At 59.1% G+C, this 15,687-nt stretch carries 14 protein-coding genes; 5 read left to right on the top strand and 9 right to left on the bottom strand.

Going from position 1 to position 15,687, the window contains the following annotated elements:
- On the top strand, positions 1–1,407 hold the full coding sequence (locus AB5Y95_RS08240; protein WP_368160445.1) for an FAD-dependent oxidoreductase: 1,407 nt from the start codon (positions 1–3) through the stop codon (positions 1,405–1,407).
- Positions 1,408–1,525: 118 nt separating this feature from the next.
- Here the strand turns inward: AB5Y95_RS08240 and AB5Y95_RS08235 are convergent, their stop codons facing one another.
- Positions 1,526–1,993: a YcgN family cysteine cluster protein gene (locus AB5Y95_RS08235; RefSeq protein ID WP_279973113.1), complete on the bottom strand. Its 468-nt coding sequence runs from the start codon at positions 1,991–1,993 to the stop codon at positions 1,526–1,528.
- A 294-nt stretch (positions 1,994–2,287) separates the two neighbouring features.
- On the opposite strand from AB5Y95_RS08235, the gene AB5Y95_RS08230 reads away from it, so the two are divergent.
- Both AB5Y95_RS08230 and AB5Y95_RS08225 read left to right on the top strand, forming a co-directional pair.
- Positions 2,288–2,926, top strand: coding sequence for a DarT ssDNA thymidine ADP-ribosyltransferase family protein (locus tag AB5Y95_RS08230; protein ID WP_123246020.1), 639 nt, complete (start codon positions 2,288–2,290; stop codon positions 2,924–2,926).
- Positions 2,927–2,932: 6 nt separating this feature from the next.
- On the top strand, positions 2,933–3,637 hold the full coding sequence (locus AB5Y95_RS08225; protein WP_368160441.1) for a hypothetical protein: 705 nt from the start codon (positions 2,933–2,935) through the stop codon (positions 3,635–3,637).
- Between the two features lie 138 nt (positions 3,638–3,775).
- On the opposite strand, the gene sucD is transcribed toward AB5Y95_RS08225, so the two are convergent.
- From sucD to sdhC, 8 genes are all read right to left on the bottom strand, one after another.
- The gene (sucD, locus tag AB5Y95_RS08220; RefSeq protein WP_005300222.1) at positions 3,776–4,648 is read right to left on the bottom strand and encodes a succinate--CoA ligase subunit alpha; all 873 of its coding nucleotides are present in this window, start codon (positions 4,646–4,648) and stop codon (positions 3,776–3,778) included.
- Positions 4,648–5,814: an ADP-forming succinate--CoA ligase subunit beta gene (gene sucC, locus AB5Y95_RS08215; protein WP_005300220.1), complete on the bottom strand. Its 1,167-nt coding sequence runs from the start codon at positions 5,812–5,814 to the stop codon at positions 4,648–4,650. Before sucC ends, sucD begins: the two co-directional genes overlap by 1 nt.
- 223 nt (positions 5,815–6,037) lie before the next feature.
- Positions 6,038–7,225 carry a 2-oxoglutarate dehydrogenase complex dihydrolipoyllysine-residue succinyltransferase gene (gene odhB / locus AB5Y95_RS08210; RefSeq protein WP_005300217.1) on the bottom strand — a complete coding sequence of 396 codons (1,188 nt, stop codon included), beginning with the start codon at positions 7,223–7,225 and terminating at the stop codon, positions 6,038–6,040.
- A gap of 90 nt (positions 7,226–7,315) precedes the next feature.
- Entirely contained in the window at positions 7,316–10,126 is a 2,811-nt protein-coding gene (gene sucA / locus AB5Y95_RS08205; RefSeq protein ID WP_005300215.1) for a 2-oxoglutarate dehydrogenase E1 component, read from the bottom strand.
- A gap of 115 nt (positions 10,127–10,241) precedes the next feature.
- On the bottom strand, positions 10,242–10,958 hold the full coding sequence (locus AB5Y95_RS08200) for a succinate dehydrogenase iron-sulfur subunit (protein WP_010634177.1): 717 nt from the start codon (positions 10,956–10,958) through the stop codon (positions 10,242–10,244).
- 17 nt (positions 10,959–10,975) lie between these two features.
- Positions 10,976–12,742: a succinate dehydrogenase flavoprotein subunit gene (gene sdhA, locus AB5Y95_RS08195; protein ID WP_017782711.1), complete on the bottom strand. Its 1,767-nt coding sequence runs from the start codon at positions 12,740–12,742 to the stop codon at positions 10,976–10,978.
- Between the two features lies 1 nt (position 12,743).
- On the bottom strand, positions 12,744–13,088 hold the full coding sequence (sdhD, locus tag AB5Y95_RS08190; protein WP_005300209.1) for a succinate dehydrogenase, hydrophobic membrane anchor protein: 345 nt from the start codon (positions 13,086–13,088) through the stop codon (positions 12,744–12,746).
- The gene (sdhC, locus tag AB5Y95_RS08185; RefSeq protein ID WP_005300207.1) at positions 13,082–13,471 is read right to left on the bottom strand and encodes a succinate dehydrogenase cytochrome b556 subunit; all 390 of its coding nucleotides are present in this window, start codon (positions 13,469–13,471) and stop codon (positions 13,082–13,084) included. The genes sdhD and sdhC overlap by 7 nt, the downstream gene beginning before the upstream one ends.
- A gap of 424 nt (positions 13,472–13,895) precedes the next feature.
- On the opposite strand from sdhC, the gene AB5Y95_RS08180 reads away from it, so the two are divergent.
- A complete protein-coding gene (locus AB5Y95_RS08180) occupies positions 13,896–15,182 on the top strand; it encodes a citrate synthase (RefSeq protein WP_005300205.1) in 1,287 nt (428 codons plus the stop codon).
- 93 nt (positions 15,183–15,275) lie between these two features.
- Positions 15,276–15,602: a DUF4377 domain-containing protein gene (locus AB5Y95_RS08175; protein ID WP_005300200.1), complete on the top strand. Its 327-nt coding sequence runs from the start codon at positions 15,276–15,278 to the stop codon at positions 15,600–15,602.
- The last annotated feature ends 85 nt before the right edge of the window (positions 15,603–15,687 follow it).

The raw sequence follows: 15,687 nt of genomic DNA, 5'->3' as shown, positions 1-15,687 counted from the left end.
ATGTCCACTCTCCCCTTCTGGCTGGCCGAAGCGCTGGCCGCCGAACAGCCCGCGCCCCCCACGCCACTTTGCGGCAACCACGAGGCCGATGTCTGCATCGTCGGCGGCGGCTTTACCGGGCTGTGGAGCGCCATCGCCCTTAAAACAGCCGAGCCACACTTGCGCATCATGGTGCTGGAGAAAGATCGCTGCGGCAGCGGCGCCTCCGGGCGCAACGGCGGCTGCCTGCTCACCTGGTCGGCCAAATACCTGACGTTAAAGCGCCTCTTTGGCGAGCAGCAGGCCGCCTGGCTGGTGCAAAAATCCGAGCAGGCGGTGCACGAGATCGCCCGCTTCTGCGAAAAGCACCACATAGAGGCAGAGCTGAGGGTCGAGGGCACCTGTTACACCGCCACCAGCGAGGCGCAGCGCGGCCTGATGGAGCCGGTATTACAGGAGCTAGAGCACGCCGGCCTTAACCAGTGGCAGGCGATTGCGGAGGGTGAACTGGCGAGCCAGTGCGGCTCCCACGTTCATCTGGAGGGGCTCTACAGCCCCCACGCCGGTTCGGTGCAACCGGCGCTCTTGGTGCGCGGCCTGCTGCGGGTGGCGCGGGAGCTGGGGGTCGAGGTTTATGAGCACTCCCCCATGCAGCGCCTTGAGGCGGGTCAGCCTGCACGGGTGCAAACGCCGCAAGGTGAGGTGCGTGCCCGCAAGGTGGTGCTGGCCCTCAACAGCGCCATGGTGCAGCACTTTCGCGAGTTTCGCCGCAGTATCGTGCTGGTCTCCTCCGATATGGTGATAACCGACCCCGCGCCGGATGCACTGGCTGCCCAGCAGCTTGCGCATGGCCGCTCCGTGGTGGATGGCCGCACCTTTGTCCACTACTACCGCTCCACCCCGCAAGGGCGGCTGATGCTGGGCAAGGGGGGCAACACCTTCGCCTTTGCCAACCGCCATCTGGCCGAGTTTGATGCGCCGAGCCGTTATCTTGCCCCCCTCACCTGCACCCTGCTCCGCTTCTTTCCGGCGCTCAAAGAGGTACCCATCGCCGCCAGCTGGTGCGGCGCCTCCGACCGCTCGGTAGATGGCCTCCCCTTCTTCGGCCACTGGCGAGGGCAACCCAATATCGTCTATGGCCTCGGCTACTCCGGCAACGGGGTGGCCCAGAGCTGGATGGGCGGCCAGATCCTGGCGGCCTTGGTGCGCGATGAAGTACGGGAGGAGGACAAGCCGTGGCGCGACTGCGCGCTGGTCAGCAGCCCGCGCGGCTATTTTCCGCCCGAACCGTTTCGCTGGCTGGGCGCCATGGCGGTGCGCAACGCCATCCGGCGCAAAGAGCGGGCGGAAGATGAGAACCGCCCGGTGGCCTGGTATGACAAACAGCTGGCCAAACTGGCCGATGCGGCGGGCAAGGCAGACAAATAGGCGCCTTCGTCCAGCGCTTCGGAAAGCATCAAAAAACCGAAGGGGCAGGAGAGTGATGACTCCCCTGCCCCTTCGCAGTTGGTACGGCTCGCGGCTGGCCCGATAGGCGGGCCTGGCGTTAGCTGGCCCAGGTAATGATGTGATCGATCCAGTCGCCGGCATCCACCTCGTGCACCACCTTGCCGCGCACCGACTGACCAGCCTGGTGCATGGCGCTGCGGCTGCCGGTGATAAGCGGATGCCACGCAGGCAGGCTCTGCCCCTCCGCCAGCAGGCGGTAGGCACAGGTCGACGGCAACCAGTCATATTCGGCAATCTTGTCGTGGGTGATCTGCAGGCAGTCCGGCTCTTTTTTAAAGCGGTTGCCGTAGTCGGAGCACTGGCAGGTCTTGGTATTGAGCAGGTTGCAGGCCACGTTGGTGAACACCAGCTCCTCGGTGTCCTCGTCGATCAGCTTGTTCAGGCAGCACTTGCCGCAGCCGTCGCACAGGGACTCCCACTCCGTCATGGTCATCTGTTGCAGGCTTTTTACCTGCCAAAAGGGGGCGTTCTGCACGGGTTCTGTTTGCTGCGCGTTCTGCTGCATGAAGATAGGCTCACTCAATACACTGACAAGCGCGTGGTTATACGCCCTATTGCCCGATTTTTCAAGATAAATTGGCAGAGTATCAATAAACATTGAGTTTCATAAATTCTGCCAAAAATTTAAGATAAATAAGAAACACATCAATGTGAATAAAATCAGAAACGAACTCATTAAAGTCACAAACCAAATACACCTTAAATCCACTCAATCACGATCAAAATAATCATTACTCTTGCCTAAAAACATTAGGAGGTACATTATAAAATCAGCGAAAACAAGAGTGAGGGATAACTCATGAAACAACAAACAATTGAAAATTATGCAAAGGAAAGAGCAATACCTTATTTACTTCATTTCACTAGGGCAATCAACCTTCCATCAATAATGACTCATGGGATTTATCCTGTTGGCCGTGCACATGAGGTAGATGCAGCTCCAGTTATCAATGATAACTACCGATTTGATGGTCATAGTGATAGTACATCTCTATCTATTGGCTTTCCCAACTGTCAGATGCTGTACAAATATAGAATGTCAGACGTCACTGTTGATTGGGTTATTCTAGTTCTTCCCCCCTCAATTCTTTGGACGAAGAATTGTGCCTTCTGCTGTCACAACGCTGCTGATGGACGTATTAGTACTCAACCCCTTACCAACCTAATGACTCCTCGAGCATTTGCAGGTATGTATCAAGACATTGCAGGCATCCCCTCCCGTGAGGAACAAAGGCTTAAAATCTACGACCCATCGGACGTACAGGCTGAAGTACTGGTGTTTGATGTCATTGAGCCTCATGATATAGCATGTGTAGTTTTCGAGAGATCTGCGGCACGAGACGCTTATGCGCCATACCTCGGAGACCGAAAATTGTACCTTCACGCAAACAATAAAGGCATGTTTGCATCACGAGGATACTCTCGTAAGTATGAGTAGATACCCATGGCAAAAAGACCCGTATTCATTCCGACAACAGAAGGCCCGGTATTAGTCAGGACAGAATCTACTGACTTCCAATGGTTTTCTGGTTTGGCTGTATCTCAGAAGCAAAAATCTATCGATTCGCTTCATGCTTCTGCCTGTAAAATGGTTGGTATCAATAGAGTACTCGAGGTTTCCAGCAAATCACGTGAAGAACTAGGCATCGCCCTCAGCGCTTTCAATCTAACTTTTACCACCATCAAATACAGCCGTACAACAAGCGTTGAGTGTGCGTTTCAGGGGAGTAAGATTTTCGAACATGGCGGTCCATTTCTCGATATTTTCGACATGACCTCACGTGAGGCCAAGAAAGATGAGAGGATTCGTTCGTCTGGCCGACTAATTGGATTCCGGTTCTTTGGCATTGAATGGGGATTGGAGCCACAGACAGCTTTCTATGATTGGCTATATATAAACGCTTTGAAAAAAAACACCAATCTGACAGCACAACTATTAGATTATTCAGCCTTTACTGATATAGAGTTCAACCCCGAGCGTTCGATAAACTGTCAAGCCTATTCTGTTGCGCTCTATATATCACTTCACAGACGTGGCTTGCTCGAGAAGGCTATATCCTCAAAGGAAGCTTTTTTACAAATTGTAGGAAGTGCTCCTGTTTGCAACGCTCGGGAGGACGAAACAATACAGGGTTCATTACGTCTTTGAGCGAATACTCATTTTCTGAACAAATAATCAAAATTTAGCTTCTTTACAAATCGGTACTGCACATGCCTATGTGACAACTAGAACTGTAAAAAATGCCGCCCTAGGGCGGCATTTTGCTATCCGAGATAACAGGCTAACTTACCAGCCGGTCACTTCACGCAGGGCTTTGCCGATATCGGCCAGGGAGCGCACGGTTTTCACGCCAGCATCTTCCAGGGCGGCAAATTTCTCGGCCGCGGTGCCTTTACCACCGGCGATGATGGCGCCCGCATGACCCATGCGCTTGCCAGCCGGGGCGGTGACACCCGCGATGTAGGAGACCACCGGCTTGGTGACGTGGGCCTTGATGTAGGCCGCCGCGTCTTCCTCGGCGTTGCCGCCGATTTCGCCGATCATCACGATGGCTTCGGTCTGCGGGTCATTCTGGAACATCTCGAGGATGTCGATGAAGTTGGAACCCGGGATGGGGTCACCACCGATACCGACGCAGGTGGACTGGCCGAAGCCCTCGTCCGTGGTCTGCTTGACCGCTTCGTAGGTCAGGGTGCCGGAGCGGGAGACGATGCCCACCTTGCCCGGCTTGTGGATGTGGCCGGGCATAATGCCGATCTTGCACTCACCCGGGGTGATGACGCCCGGGCAGTTGGGGCCGATCATGCGCACGCCGGTTTCCTGCAGCTTCACCTTGACGTCCAGCATGTCCAGGGTCGGGATGCCTTCGGTGATGGTGACGATGAGCTTGATGCCGGCATCGATGGCTTCCAGGATGGCGTCCTTGCAGAACGGCGCCGGGACATAGATGACGGAGGCAGTGGCGCCAGTGGCTTCCACGGCGTCACGGACAGTGTTGAACACCGGCAGGCCCAGGTGAGTGGTGCCACCCTTGCCCGGGGAAACGCCGCCGACCATCTGGGTACCGTAGGCAATCGCCTGTTCGGAGTGGAAAGTGCCCTGACCGCCGGTAAAGCCCTGGCAGATCACCTTGGTGTCTTTGTTGATCAGAACGCTCATTATTTGGCCTCCGCTGCTTTTACCACTTGCTGAGCTGCGTCAGTCAGACTCGTTGCGGCGATGATATTGAGGCCGCTGTCGGCCAGTTTACGGGCACCCAGTTCGGCGTTGTTGCCTTCCAGACGCACCACCACGGGCACTTTCACCCCCACTTCCTTGACGGCGCCGATAATGCCTTCCGCGATCATGTCGCAGCGCACGATGCCACCGAAGATGTTGACCAGCACGGCTTGTACCTTGCTGTCGGAGAGGATGATCTTGAACGCCTCGGTCACCCGCTCCTTGGTGGCGCCGCCGCCGACGTCCAGGAAGTTGGCCGGTGAGCCGCCGTGCAGGTTGACGATGTCCATGGTGCCCATGGCCAGACCCGCGCCGTTGACCATGCAGCCGATGTTGCCATCGAGGGCCACATAGTTCAGCTCCCACTGGGCGGCGTGCGCTTCACGGGGGTCATCCTGGGACGGGTCGTGCATCTCGCGCAGCTTCGGCTGGCGGTACAGGGCGTTGGCGTCGATGTTGATCTTGCCGTCCAGGCAGTGCAGGTTGCCCTTGTCGGTGATGACCAGCGGATTGATTTCCAGCAAGGCGAAGTCGCAGTCCAGGAACATCTGGCCCAGACCCATGAAGATCTTGGTGAACTGCTTGATCTGATCGCCGACCAGACCCAGTTTGAAGGCCAGCTCGCGGGCTTGATAAGGCTGCGGGCCTACCAGCGGATCGATGGCGGCTTTGTGAATGAGTTCCGGGGTTTCGTGGGCGACTTTTTCGATCTCCACGCCACCTTCGGTGGAAGCCATGAAGACCACACGGCGAGAACCACGGTCAACCACGGCGCCCAGGTAGAGCTCCTTGGCGATGTCGGTGCAAGATTCCACCAGGATCTTGGTGACCGGCTGACCGTTGGCGTCAGTCTGATAGGTCACCAGGTTCTTGCCGAGCCAGTTCTGGGCGAAGGCACGGATCTCGTCCTTGCTCTTGGCCAGCTTGACGCCGCCCGCTTTACCGCGGCCACCGGCGTGGACCTGGCACTTGACGACCCAGGTGTTGCCGCCAATCTTGTCGGCCGCTTCGGCCGCTTCCTGCGGGGTGGCACAGGCATAACCTTCGGAGACCGGCAGGCCATACTCGGCAAACAGCTGTTTTGCCTGATATTCATGCAGATTCATAGATGCTCTATCCGTGTTGTAGGTATTTCCGTCCGGGGCTCGTGTTTCTCAATCCCCTGTGAAAGAGGCCAAAGTGGCCCCTCGTTATCTTTCTAATTTCACTTTCACTCAGACGTTCCGTCAGGGCCGCGAGGGCCCCCGCTTGCCGCCGGGCGACAGACCCGGCGGCAAGCTTGTGGCGCGGCTTGGCAAGCCCACAGGCTTGCCACTCCGGCCGATTTCTTTAGACGTCCAGCAGCAGACGGGTCGGATCTTCCAGCAGCTCCTTGATGGAGACCAGGAAGCCCACCGACTCGCGGCCGTCGATGATGCGGTGATCGTAGGAGAGCGCCAGGTACATCATCGGCAGGATCTCGACCTTGCCGTCAACAGCCATCGGGCGGTCCTGGATCTTGTGCATGCCCAGAATGGCGCTCTGGGGCGGGTTGATGATCGGGGTGGACATCAGGGAGCCGAACACGCCACCGTTGGTGATGGTGAAGTTGCCGCCGGTCAGTTCGTCCACGGTCAGCTTGCCGTCACGGCCCTTGCCGGCCAGATCCTTGATGGCCTTCTCGATGTCGGCCAGGCTCATGCTGTCGCAGTCACGCAGCACCGGAGTCACCAGACCACGGGGGGTGGAGACGGCGATGCTGACGTCGAAGTAGTTGTGGTAGACGATGTCGTCACCGTCCAGCGCCGCATTCACTTCCGGGTAGCGCTTGAGGGATTCCACTACCGCCTTCACGTAGAAGGACATGAAACCGAGCTTGATGCCGTGCTTCTTCTCGAAGATCTCGCCGTACTGCTTGCGCAGCTTCATGATGGGCGCCATGTTGATCTCGTTGAAGGTGGTCAGCATGGCGGTGGTGTTCTTGGCCTCCAGCAGACGCTCGGCGATACGCTTGCGCAGACGGGTCATGGGCACGCGTTTTTCAGTGCGACCGGCCAGCGGGGCGACCGGTGCAGCCGGGGCTGCAGCGGCAACCGGCGCGGCGGCAGGCTTGTTGCCACCCTTGATGAAGGCTTCCACGTCTTCCTTGGTGACGCGACCGCCTTTGCCGGTACCGGTCAGCTTGGCAACATCGATGTCATGCTCGGCCACCAGGCGGCGCACGGAGGGGCTCAGGCCATCGGCGGCGTCATCGGCTACCGCTTCTACCGGCTTCTCCTTGGTCTCTTCACCGGCCACCGGGGCAGGCTTGAGCATGGCGATCAGCTGGCGGGAGAGCACGGTGGCCCCTTCGCTTTGCAGGATGTCGCCCAGCACGCCGGCTTCCGGCGCCGGCACTTCCAGCACGACCTTGTCGGTCTCGATGTCAACCAGCACTTCGTCACGGGCAACCAGATCACCCGGCTTCTTGTGCCAGGTCGCGATGGTGGCATCCGCCACTGATTCCGGCAGGTCCGGTACTTTGATCTCGATAGTCATCTAATCAGTTCCTTGTTTACTTCTTGGCCAGCGGGCTTGTTCTTGGTCGAAGAGGACGCTCCCGGGGAGCGCCCTCTCCTTCACAACTCGTTATTCCAGGGTAAGTGCGTCTTCCACCAGGGCTTTTTGCTGCTTGGCGTGGACGGACATGTAACCGACGGCCGGCGAGGCCGAGGCCGGGCGACCGGCATAACGCAGACGGGCATGGCTTGGCAGCACGCTGTCGTAGTGATGACGGGTGCAGTACCAGGCGCCCTGGTTCTGCGGCTCTTCCTGACACCAGACGAAGTCGGTGACATGGCTGTAGTCGGCCAGGATGGCGCGCACTTCCTCTTCCGGGAAGGGGTAGAGCTGCTCAATCCGCACCAGGGCCACATCTTGCTGCTCGGCCTTGCGACGGGCATCGAGCAGGTCGTAGTAGACCTTGCCGGAGCAGAACACCACGCGCTTGACGCCCTTCGGATCCAGCGCATCGATCTCGCCGATGGCGTTCTGGAAGGTGCCTTCGGCCAGCTCTTCGAGCTTGCTCACCGCCAGCGGGTGGCGCAGCAGGGATTTGGGCGTCATCACGATGAGCGGACGGCGCATCGGGCGCACTACCTGACGGCGCAGCATGTGGAATACCTGGGCTGGGTTGGACGGCACGCACACCTGCATGTTGTGCTGGGCGCACATTTGCAGATAGCGCTCCAGACGGGCGGATGAGTGCTCCGGACCCTGCCCTTCGTAGCCGTGCGGCAGCAGCATGGTCAGGCCGCACATCCGGCCCCACTTCTGCTCGCCGGAAGAGAGGAACTGGTCGACCACTACCTGAGCGCAGTTGGCGAAGTCGCCGAACTGGGCTTCCCAGATGGTGAGGCCGGCCGGCTCGGCGCTGGCGTAGCCATATTCAAACGCCAGTACCGCGTTCTCGGTCAGCACGGAGTCGTACACCTCGAACGGGCCTTGCTCGTCGTGCAGGTTGCACAGCGGGGTGTAGGTGCTGGCATCGGTCTGGTTGTGCAGTACGGCGTGGCGGTGGAAGAAGGTGCCACGGCCGGAGTCTTCCCCGGTGAAGCGGATGCGGGAACCCTTGTCCACCAGGGTGGCGTAGGCCAGGGTCTCGGCAAAGCCCCAGTCCACCAGCTTCTCGCCGGCGGCCATCAGGCGGCGGTCTTCGTAGATCTTCTCGACCTGGCGCTGCAGCACGTGGGTGGCCGGATACTGGCTCACCCGCTCGCCGAGGGCCTTCAGATGATCCATGGGCACAGTGCTGTCATAGGGCATGGCCCAGTCATGGCCCAGGTAGGGGGTCCAGTCGACGGAATGCAGCTCCATCGGACGCCACTCCTTGCTCACCCGCTCACCGCGATCCAGGGTGTCGCGATACTCGTTGACCAGGGTAGTGGCCAGCTCCTGGCTGATGACGCCATCGGCCACCAGCTGATCGGCGTAGATCTTGCGCGGGGTCGGGTGCTGCTTGATCTTCTGGTACATCAGCGGTTGGGTGGCGCTCGGCTCGTCGGCCTCGTTGTGGCCGTGACGACGGTAGCAGACCAGCTCGATCACCACGTCGCGCTTGAAGGTGTTGCGGTAATCCAGGGCAATCTGGGTCACCAGCACCACGGCTTCCGGATCGTCACCGTTGACGTGCAGCACGGGGGCCTGCACCGCCTTGGCGATGTCAGTGCAATATTCGGTGGAGCGCAGGTCACGAATGTAAGAGGTGGTGAAACCCACCTGGTTGTTGATGACGATGCGCACCGTCCCGCCCACGCCATAGGCACGGGTCTGGGACATGTTGAAGGTCTCGGCTACCACGCCCTGACCGGCCATGGCCGAGTCACCGTGGATGGTGATGGGCAGTACGGTCGAGCCGTCCTTGTCACCACGGCGGTCCATGCGAGCACGCACGGAGCCGATGACCACGGGGTTGACGATCTCGAGGTGAGACGGGTTGAAGGCGAGCGCCAGGTGGACGTTGCCGCCCGGGGTGGCGAAGTCGGACGAGAAGCCCATGTGGTACTTCACGTCACCCGTACCCCAGGATTCGCCGTGCTTGCCGGCAAACTCGTCGAACAGGTCCTGGGCGCGCTTGCCCAGCACGTTGATCAGCACGTTGAGGCGACCGCGGTGGGCCATGCCGATGACGGCCTCTTTGCAACCCTGCTCGCCGGCGCGACGGATCAATTCTTTGAGCATGGGTACCATGGCATCACCCCCTTCCAGGGAGAAGCGCTTGGCCCCCGGGAACTTGGCACCCAGGTATTTTTCCAGCCCTTCGGCAGCGGTCAGGCTCTCGAGGAAGCGGGTCTTCTCTTCGAGGGTATAGGTCCCCTTCCCTTCGATGGATTCGAGCCTGTCTTGCAGCCAGCGCTTCTCCTCGGTGGAGGTGAGGTGCATGTAGTCGGCGCCTATGCTGCCGCAGTAGGTCTTCTTCAGCGAGGCATACAGGTCGGAGAGCACCATGGTCTCGCGACCGATGGCGTAGGAGCCCACGTTGAAGGTGGCCTCCATGTCCGCGCCTTGCAGGTTGTGAAACGCAGGGTCCAGTTCGGCAACGGTTTCACGCGCCCACAGGCCGAGCGGATCCAGATTGGCGTTTTGATGGCCGCGGAAGCGGAAGGCGTTGATCAGCTGCAGTACCCGCACCTGCTTGGCATCCACTTGCGGATCGGAGACGGGGGCACTGTAACGGGAGGGCTCCTTGGCCAGGCGACGGAAATAATCGCGGACCCGGGAATGGGGTTGTTCTATCGCATGGCCATTGACCTGGGGCAGCGAGCTAAACAGGCTGCGCCACTCTTCGGCTACGGATTCGGGGTCTTCCAGGAAGGATTCGTACAAATCCTCGATATAGCTTGCATTCGCACCAGCCAGGTGAGATGACTCCAACCAGGCCTTCATCACGCCGTTATGCATTTCTATCCCTTGTACATCTTGTTCACTGCAGCGCAGCTTGTAGGGGTCAAATAGCCATCCAGGCTGGATGGCTATCCAGAGGTCGGGCCTGGCGCGTGACGCCCTGGCCCTGATATCAAACAGCCCGGTTGAGCAGCATCGACTTGATGTGGCCGATGGCCTTGGTCGGGTTCAATCCCTTGGGACAGACGTTCACGCAGTTCATGATGCCGTGGCAACGGAACACACTGAAGGCGTCATCCAGATTACCCAGTCGCTCGGTCGCGGCGGTGTCGCGGCTGTCCGCCAGCCAGCGGTAGGCGGCGAGCAGCCCGGCCGGGCCGATGAACTTGTCCGGGTTCCACCAGAAGGAGGGGCAAGAGGTGGAGCAGCAGGCACAGAGTATGCACTCGTACAGGCCATCCAGCTTGGCGCGCTCTTCGGGGGATTGCAGGTGCTCACGCACGGGCGGCAATTTTTCGTCGTTGATGAGGAAGGGTTTGACCTTCTCCCACTGGGTGTAGAACTGGGTCATGTCGATCACCAGATCGCGGATCACCGGCAGGCCTGGCAAGGGGCGGATAACGACGTTATTGCCCTTCTTCAGCAGATCGGAGAGCGGGGTGATGCAGGCAAGACCGTTCTTGCCATTCATGTTGAGACCGTCTGATCCACAAACCCCTTCGCGGCAGGAGCGGCGGAAGGCGAGCGTGGGATCCAGCTCCTTGAGCTGGATCAGTGCGTCGAGCACCATCATGTCGGAACCTTCAGGAATATCAAGACGATATTCCTTCATATGGGGGACGTTATCAACATCCGGATTGTATCTGTAGACAGAGAATGTGACGTTCATTGTGCTTGGCTCCGCAATCAGTAAGTCCGGACCTTGGGCGGGAACGCCTCACGGGTCTTGGGTGACATGTTGACAGCGCGACGGGTCATGGACTCGGTGTCCGGATGATAGAGGCTGTGGCACAGCCAGCTCTCATCGTCACGCTCCGGGAAATCGAAGCGGCTGTGGGCGCCCCGGCTCTCGGTACGGAAGTTGGCGGCCACCGCGGTGGCATAGGCGGTCTCCATCAGGTTGTCCAGCTCCAGGCACTCGATGCGCTGGGTGTTGAACTCCCTGGAGGTGTCGTCCAGACGGGCGTTCTTGAGGCGCTCGCGGATGAGTTTCAGCTCGGCCAGCCCTTCCGCCATGGCATCCCCTTCGCGGAACACGGAGAAGTTGTTCTGCATGCAGCGCTGCAGATCCTTGCGGATCTGGGCCGGGTCTTCACCGTTACGGTTGCTTTCCCAGCGGTTGAGGCGCTCGAGCGCCTTGGCGATGTCGGCTTCGGTGGCTTCCACGCCGTGATCCATCGAGCCCAGGGTCTCCACCAGGTGCATGCCGGCGGCACGACCGAACACCACCAGATCCAGCAGGGAGTTGCCGCCCAGACGGTTGGCGCCGTGCACGGAGACGCAGGCGATCTCGCCCACCGCGAACAGACCGACCACCGGCACGTCGTTGCCATCCTTGTCCTGAGTCAGGCACTGACCGTTCACGCTGGTCGGCACACCGCCCATCATGTAGTGGCAGGTCGGGATGATGGGGATGGGTTCCTTGACCGGATCCACGTGGGCGAAGGTGCGAGAGAGCTCGCAGATACCCGGCAGACGGGATTCCAGTACCTCTTTGCCGAGGTGATCCAACTTGAGCTTGATGTGCGGGCCCCAGGGACCGTCGCAGCCACGGCCTTCGCGGATCTCGATCATGATGGAACGGGCCACCACGTCGCGACCGGCCAGATCCTTGGCGTTCGGCGCATAACGCTCCATGAAGCGCTCGCCGTCTTTGTTCAGCAGGTAGCCGCCTTCACCGCGGCAACCTTCGGTCACCAGTACCCCTGCCCCGGCGATGCCGGTGGGGTGGAACTGCCAGAACTCCATGTCCTGCACGCCGACCCCGGCACGCAGCGCCATGCCGACACCGTCACCGGTGTTGATGTGGGCGTTGGTGGTGGACTGGTAGATGCGACCGGCGCCGCCAGTGGCGAGTACGGTGGCCTTGGCCTTGAAGTAGACGACTTCACCGCTCTCCATGTCGATGGCGGTACAACCGACGATGTGGCCGTCCTGGTTCTTCACCAGATCCAGCGCATACCACTCGGAGAAGACGGTGGTCTTGTTCTTGACGTTTTGCTGATACAGGGTGTGCAGCAGGGCGTGGCCGGTACGGTCGGCAGCCGCCGCGGTACGGGCAGCCTGCTCGCCACCGAAGTTCTTGGACTGACCGCCAAACGGACGCTGGTAGACGCGGCCGTTGTCGAAGCGGGAGAAGGGCAGACCCATGTTCTCCAGCTCATAGACGGCCTCGGGGCCTGTCTTGCACATGTACTCGATGGCTTCCTGATCACCGATGTAATCGGAACCTTTCACGGTGTCATACATGTGCCACTGCCAGTTGTCGTCGTGGGCGTTGCCCAGCGCAACCGTGATGCCGCCCTGGGCGGAAACCGTGTGGGAACGAGTCGGGAAAACCTTGGAAAGCAGTGCGCAGCTCTTGCCGGACTGGGCAATCTGCAGCGCGGCGCGCATGCCGGCACCGCCGGCGCCGATCACGACCGCATCAAATTCACGAGTTGGAATAGTCACCTTACACACCCCACAGCACGACGAAACCCGTCATCAGATAGACAAACAGCACCACCACCAGTGCAAACTGCAGCGCACCGCGCAGCCCGACCGGCTTGATATAGTCGGTCAGCACCTGCCACAGACCGATCCAGGCATGGATCAGCACACACAGCAGCGCCAACAGGGTGAACACCTTGGTGAAGGTTTTCGCGAAGAAACCGGTCCACACCTCGTAGGTGATGTCGTTGCACGCAACGAAACCCACCAGATAGAGGACATAACAGGTCATGATGAGGGCGGTGGCGCGGATCAGGATGTAATCGTGAACACCGCTGCGCCCGAATGTTGCAGAATTGGTTACCATACCAGAACCCCCGCCAATACCGCCAAAATCGCAGTGATCACGAAGGCCACACGGGCACTCTGATTACCGGATTCCAGCTCTTCCCAATAGCCCATGTCCATGACCAGGTGACGCAGCCCGCCCACAATGTGGTAAGCCAGCGCGGTCAGGATCCCCCACAGCACGAATTTGACCAGGAAGTTGTCCATGATGGACACCACGGTCTCAAATCCTTCGGGAGAGGCGAGTGAAGTACCAAGCATCCACAGCAAGATTGAGAGCGCCACAAAGGTGATGACCCCTGAGACACGATGCAAGATGGAAGCGATGGCGGTGACAGGAAAGCTGATCGTCTGTAGGTCGAGGTTTACAGGTCTCTGTTTATTTTTCACGGCTTTGCCCACTCAGCTCCATTGAGCACGTTAGTTATTGTTTTTTCACGCTTATGAGGGCATGGAGTGGCATTTGTTAGGTTTTTGTTACCAAAACAACTCGGGAAAGCCAAAAACGACATTTTCAATATCACATCTGGCTTTGCGAAAGCGTTTCAAACACCGACAGCCATCACCCACGAGGCGCAGTATATCGGCGGGCTTAACCAATGACAATCAATTAGCTACAAAGAAAACCCAAAACCGTAAACCAGATCTCACAACTGATTTAACAAAACATTAATGATCATCCAGCAAAATTGACAACAGACCTGAACTCTGTTTCAAATAAGGCGCTCCAGCCGCCCTGGTACGGGTCAGAACCTTTGCCAGCGTCATCAAACTCGTAATAAAGTAGAGCTGGAATCAAATTATAAAAGAGCAAAGGAGACGTGCTATGGCTGATAAGATAGCCACCCTACATCTGCCCGGCAAAGACCCGGTAGAACTCCCGATCCTGTCAGGAACTGTCGGACCTGACGTGATCGATGTCAGAAAGCTGGGCGCGCAAGGGTACTTCACCTTCGACCCCGGTTTCATGGCCACCGGTTCTTGCAAATCATCCATCACTTACATAGATGGCGATCAGGGTGTCTTGCTGCACCGTGGTTACCCCATCGCCCAGTTGGCCACCCAGGCCAGCTACCTCGAAGTCTGCTACATCCTGCTGTACGGCGAGGCGCCCACCAAGGCGCAATACACGGAATTCGAACGTCTGGTCACCCGCCACACCATGGTGCATGAGCAGATCGCCTTCTTCTTCCGCGGCTTCCGCCGCGACGCTCACCCCATGGCCGTCATGTGCGGCGTGGTCAGCGCGCTTTCCGCCTTCTATCACGACGCCCTCGACATCAACAACGAAGAGCATCGCGAGATCTGTGCCTTCCGTCTGCTCTCCAAGATGCCGACCCTGGCCGCCATGTGCTACAAGTACTCCATCGGCCAGCCGTTCATGCAGCCGCGCAACGCCCTCTCCTATGCCGGCAACTTCCTGCACATGATGTTTGGCGTGCCGACCGAAGAGTACAAGGTCAACCCCATCGTCGAACGCGCCATGGACCGCATCTTCACCCTGCATGCGGACCACGAGCAGAATGCCTCCACCTCCACCGTGCGTCTGGCTGGCTCGTCCGGTGCCAACCCGTTCGCCTGTATCGCCGCGGGGATCGCCTCCCTGTGGGGACCGGCCCACGGCGGTGCCAACGAAGCCTGCCTCAAGATGCTCGAGGAGATCGGCTCCGTGGATCGCATCCCCGAGTACATCGCCAAGGCCAAGGACAAGAACGATCCGTTCCGTCTGATGGGCTTCGGTCACCGGGTCTACAAGAACCACGACCCCCGTGCCACCGTGATGCGCGAAACCTGTCACGAGGTACTGACCGAGCTGCAGATCAAGGATCCGCTGCTGGACGTGGCCATGGAGCTGGAGCGCATCGCGCTGTCCGACCCCTACTTCATCGAGAAGAAGCTCTACCCGAATGTGGACTTCTACTCCGGCATCATCATGAAGGCCATCGGCATCCCCATGTCCATGTTCACCGTGATCTTCGCCATCTCTCGTACCATCGGCTGGATTGCCCACTGGAACGAAATGCACTCGGATCCGGATCAGAAGATTGGCCGTCCGCGCCAGCTCTACACCGGTCAGCCGCAGCGCGAGTTCACCCCGCTCGACCAGCGTTAAGTCGCAGGTTTCAGATATTTTGTTACAAAGGCGGTCATTGACCGCCTTTTCATTTGCCGCTCTAATGCCCCCCTTTTAGCCAAGGAGTCCATCATGAGACCATTATTCATCAGCGCCGGCGCCGCCCTGCTGCTCAGCGCCTGCCAGAGCGCCCCAGCCCCGACCGCCGGCGAGACTCTCTACGTCAACAGTCAGCTGGTGCACTGCGTCGGTGTCGGCCCCATGCAGTGCATGCAGGTGCGCAGCGACGAGCAGCAGCCCTGGACCCTGTTTTATCAGCAGATCGAAGGCTTCCAGTTCGAGCCCGGCTACCGCTACCAGCTGAGCGTCAGCAAGGAGCAGCTCACCGATGTGCCGGCAGATGCCCCTTCCCTGCGCTACCAGCTCATCAAGGTCGTCAGCAAACAGGCGGCGCGCTGATCAAAAAAGGCATCATTTGAAGATGCCTATTCAGTTGGTGACCCGCTTCTGGTAGGCTGGCTGACGCATTCACTATTTAATCAGC

The organism is Aeromonas sp. R5-3 (assembly GCF_040908225.1).
In the GTDB taxonomy this organism is placed as follows: domain Bacteria; phylum Pseudomonadota; class Gammaproteobacteria; order Enterobacterales; family Aeromonadaceae; genus Aeromonas; species Aeromonas dhakensis.
The sequence above is the reverse complement of the archived record's forward strand: the minus strand, read 5'-3'. Positions and strand labels throughout refer to the sequence as shown.

Excerpts from the sequence above, each read along its gene's own strand:
- AB5Y95_RS08240 (WP_368160445.1), top strand. The coding sequence starts at position 1 with ATGTCCACTCTCCCCTTCTGGCTGGCCGAAGCGCTGGCCGCCGAACAG.
- AB5Y95_RS08235 (WP_279973113.1), bottom strand. The coding sequence starts at position 1,993 with ATGCAGCAGAACGCGCAGCAAACAGAACCCGTGCAGAACGCCCCCTTT.
- AB5Y95_RS08230 (WP_123246020.1), top strand. The coding sequence starts at position 2,288 with ATGAAACAACAAACAATTGAAAATTATGCAAAGGAAAGAGCAATACCT.
- AB5Y95_RS08225 (WP_368160441.1), top strand. The coding sequence starts at position 2,933 with ATGGCAAAAAGACCCGTATTCATTCCGACAACAGAAGGCCCGGTATTA.
- sucD (WP_005300222.1), bottom strand. The coding sequence starts at position 4,648 with ATGAGCGTTCTGATCAACAAAGACACCAAGGTGATCTGCCAGGGCTTT.
- sucC (WP_005300220.1), bottom strand. The coding sequence starts at position 5,814 with ATGAATCTGCATGAATATCAGGCAAAACAGCTGTTTGCCGAGTATGGC.
- odhB (WP_005300217.1), bottom strand. The coding sequence starts at position 7,225 with ATGACTATCGAGATCAAAGTACCGGACCTGCCGGAATCAGTGGCGGAT.
- sucA (WP_005300215.1), bottom strand. The coding sequence starts at position 10,126 with ATGCATAACGGCGTGATGAAGGCCTGGTTGGAGTCATCTCACCTGGCT.
- AB5Y95_RS08200 (WP_010634177.1), bottom strand. The coding sequence starts at position 10,958 with ATGAACGTCACATTCTCTGTCTACAGATACAATCCGGATGTTGATAAC.
- sdhD (WP_005300209.1), bottom strand. The coding sequence starts at position 13,088 with ATGGTAACCAATTCTGCAACATTCGGGCGCAGCGGTGTTCACGATTAC.
- AB5Y95_RS08180 (WP_005300205.1), top strand. The coding sequence starts at position 13,896 with ATGGCTGATAAGATAGCCACCCTACATCTGCCCGGCAAAGACCCGGTA.
- AB5Y95_RS08175 (WP_005300200.1), top strand. The coding sequence starts at position 15,276 with ATGAGACCATTATTCATCAGCGCCGGCGCCGCCCTGCTGCTCAGCGCC.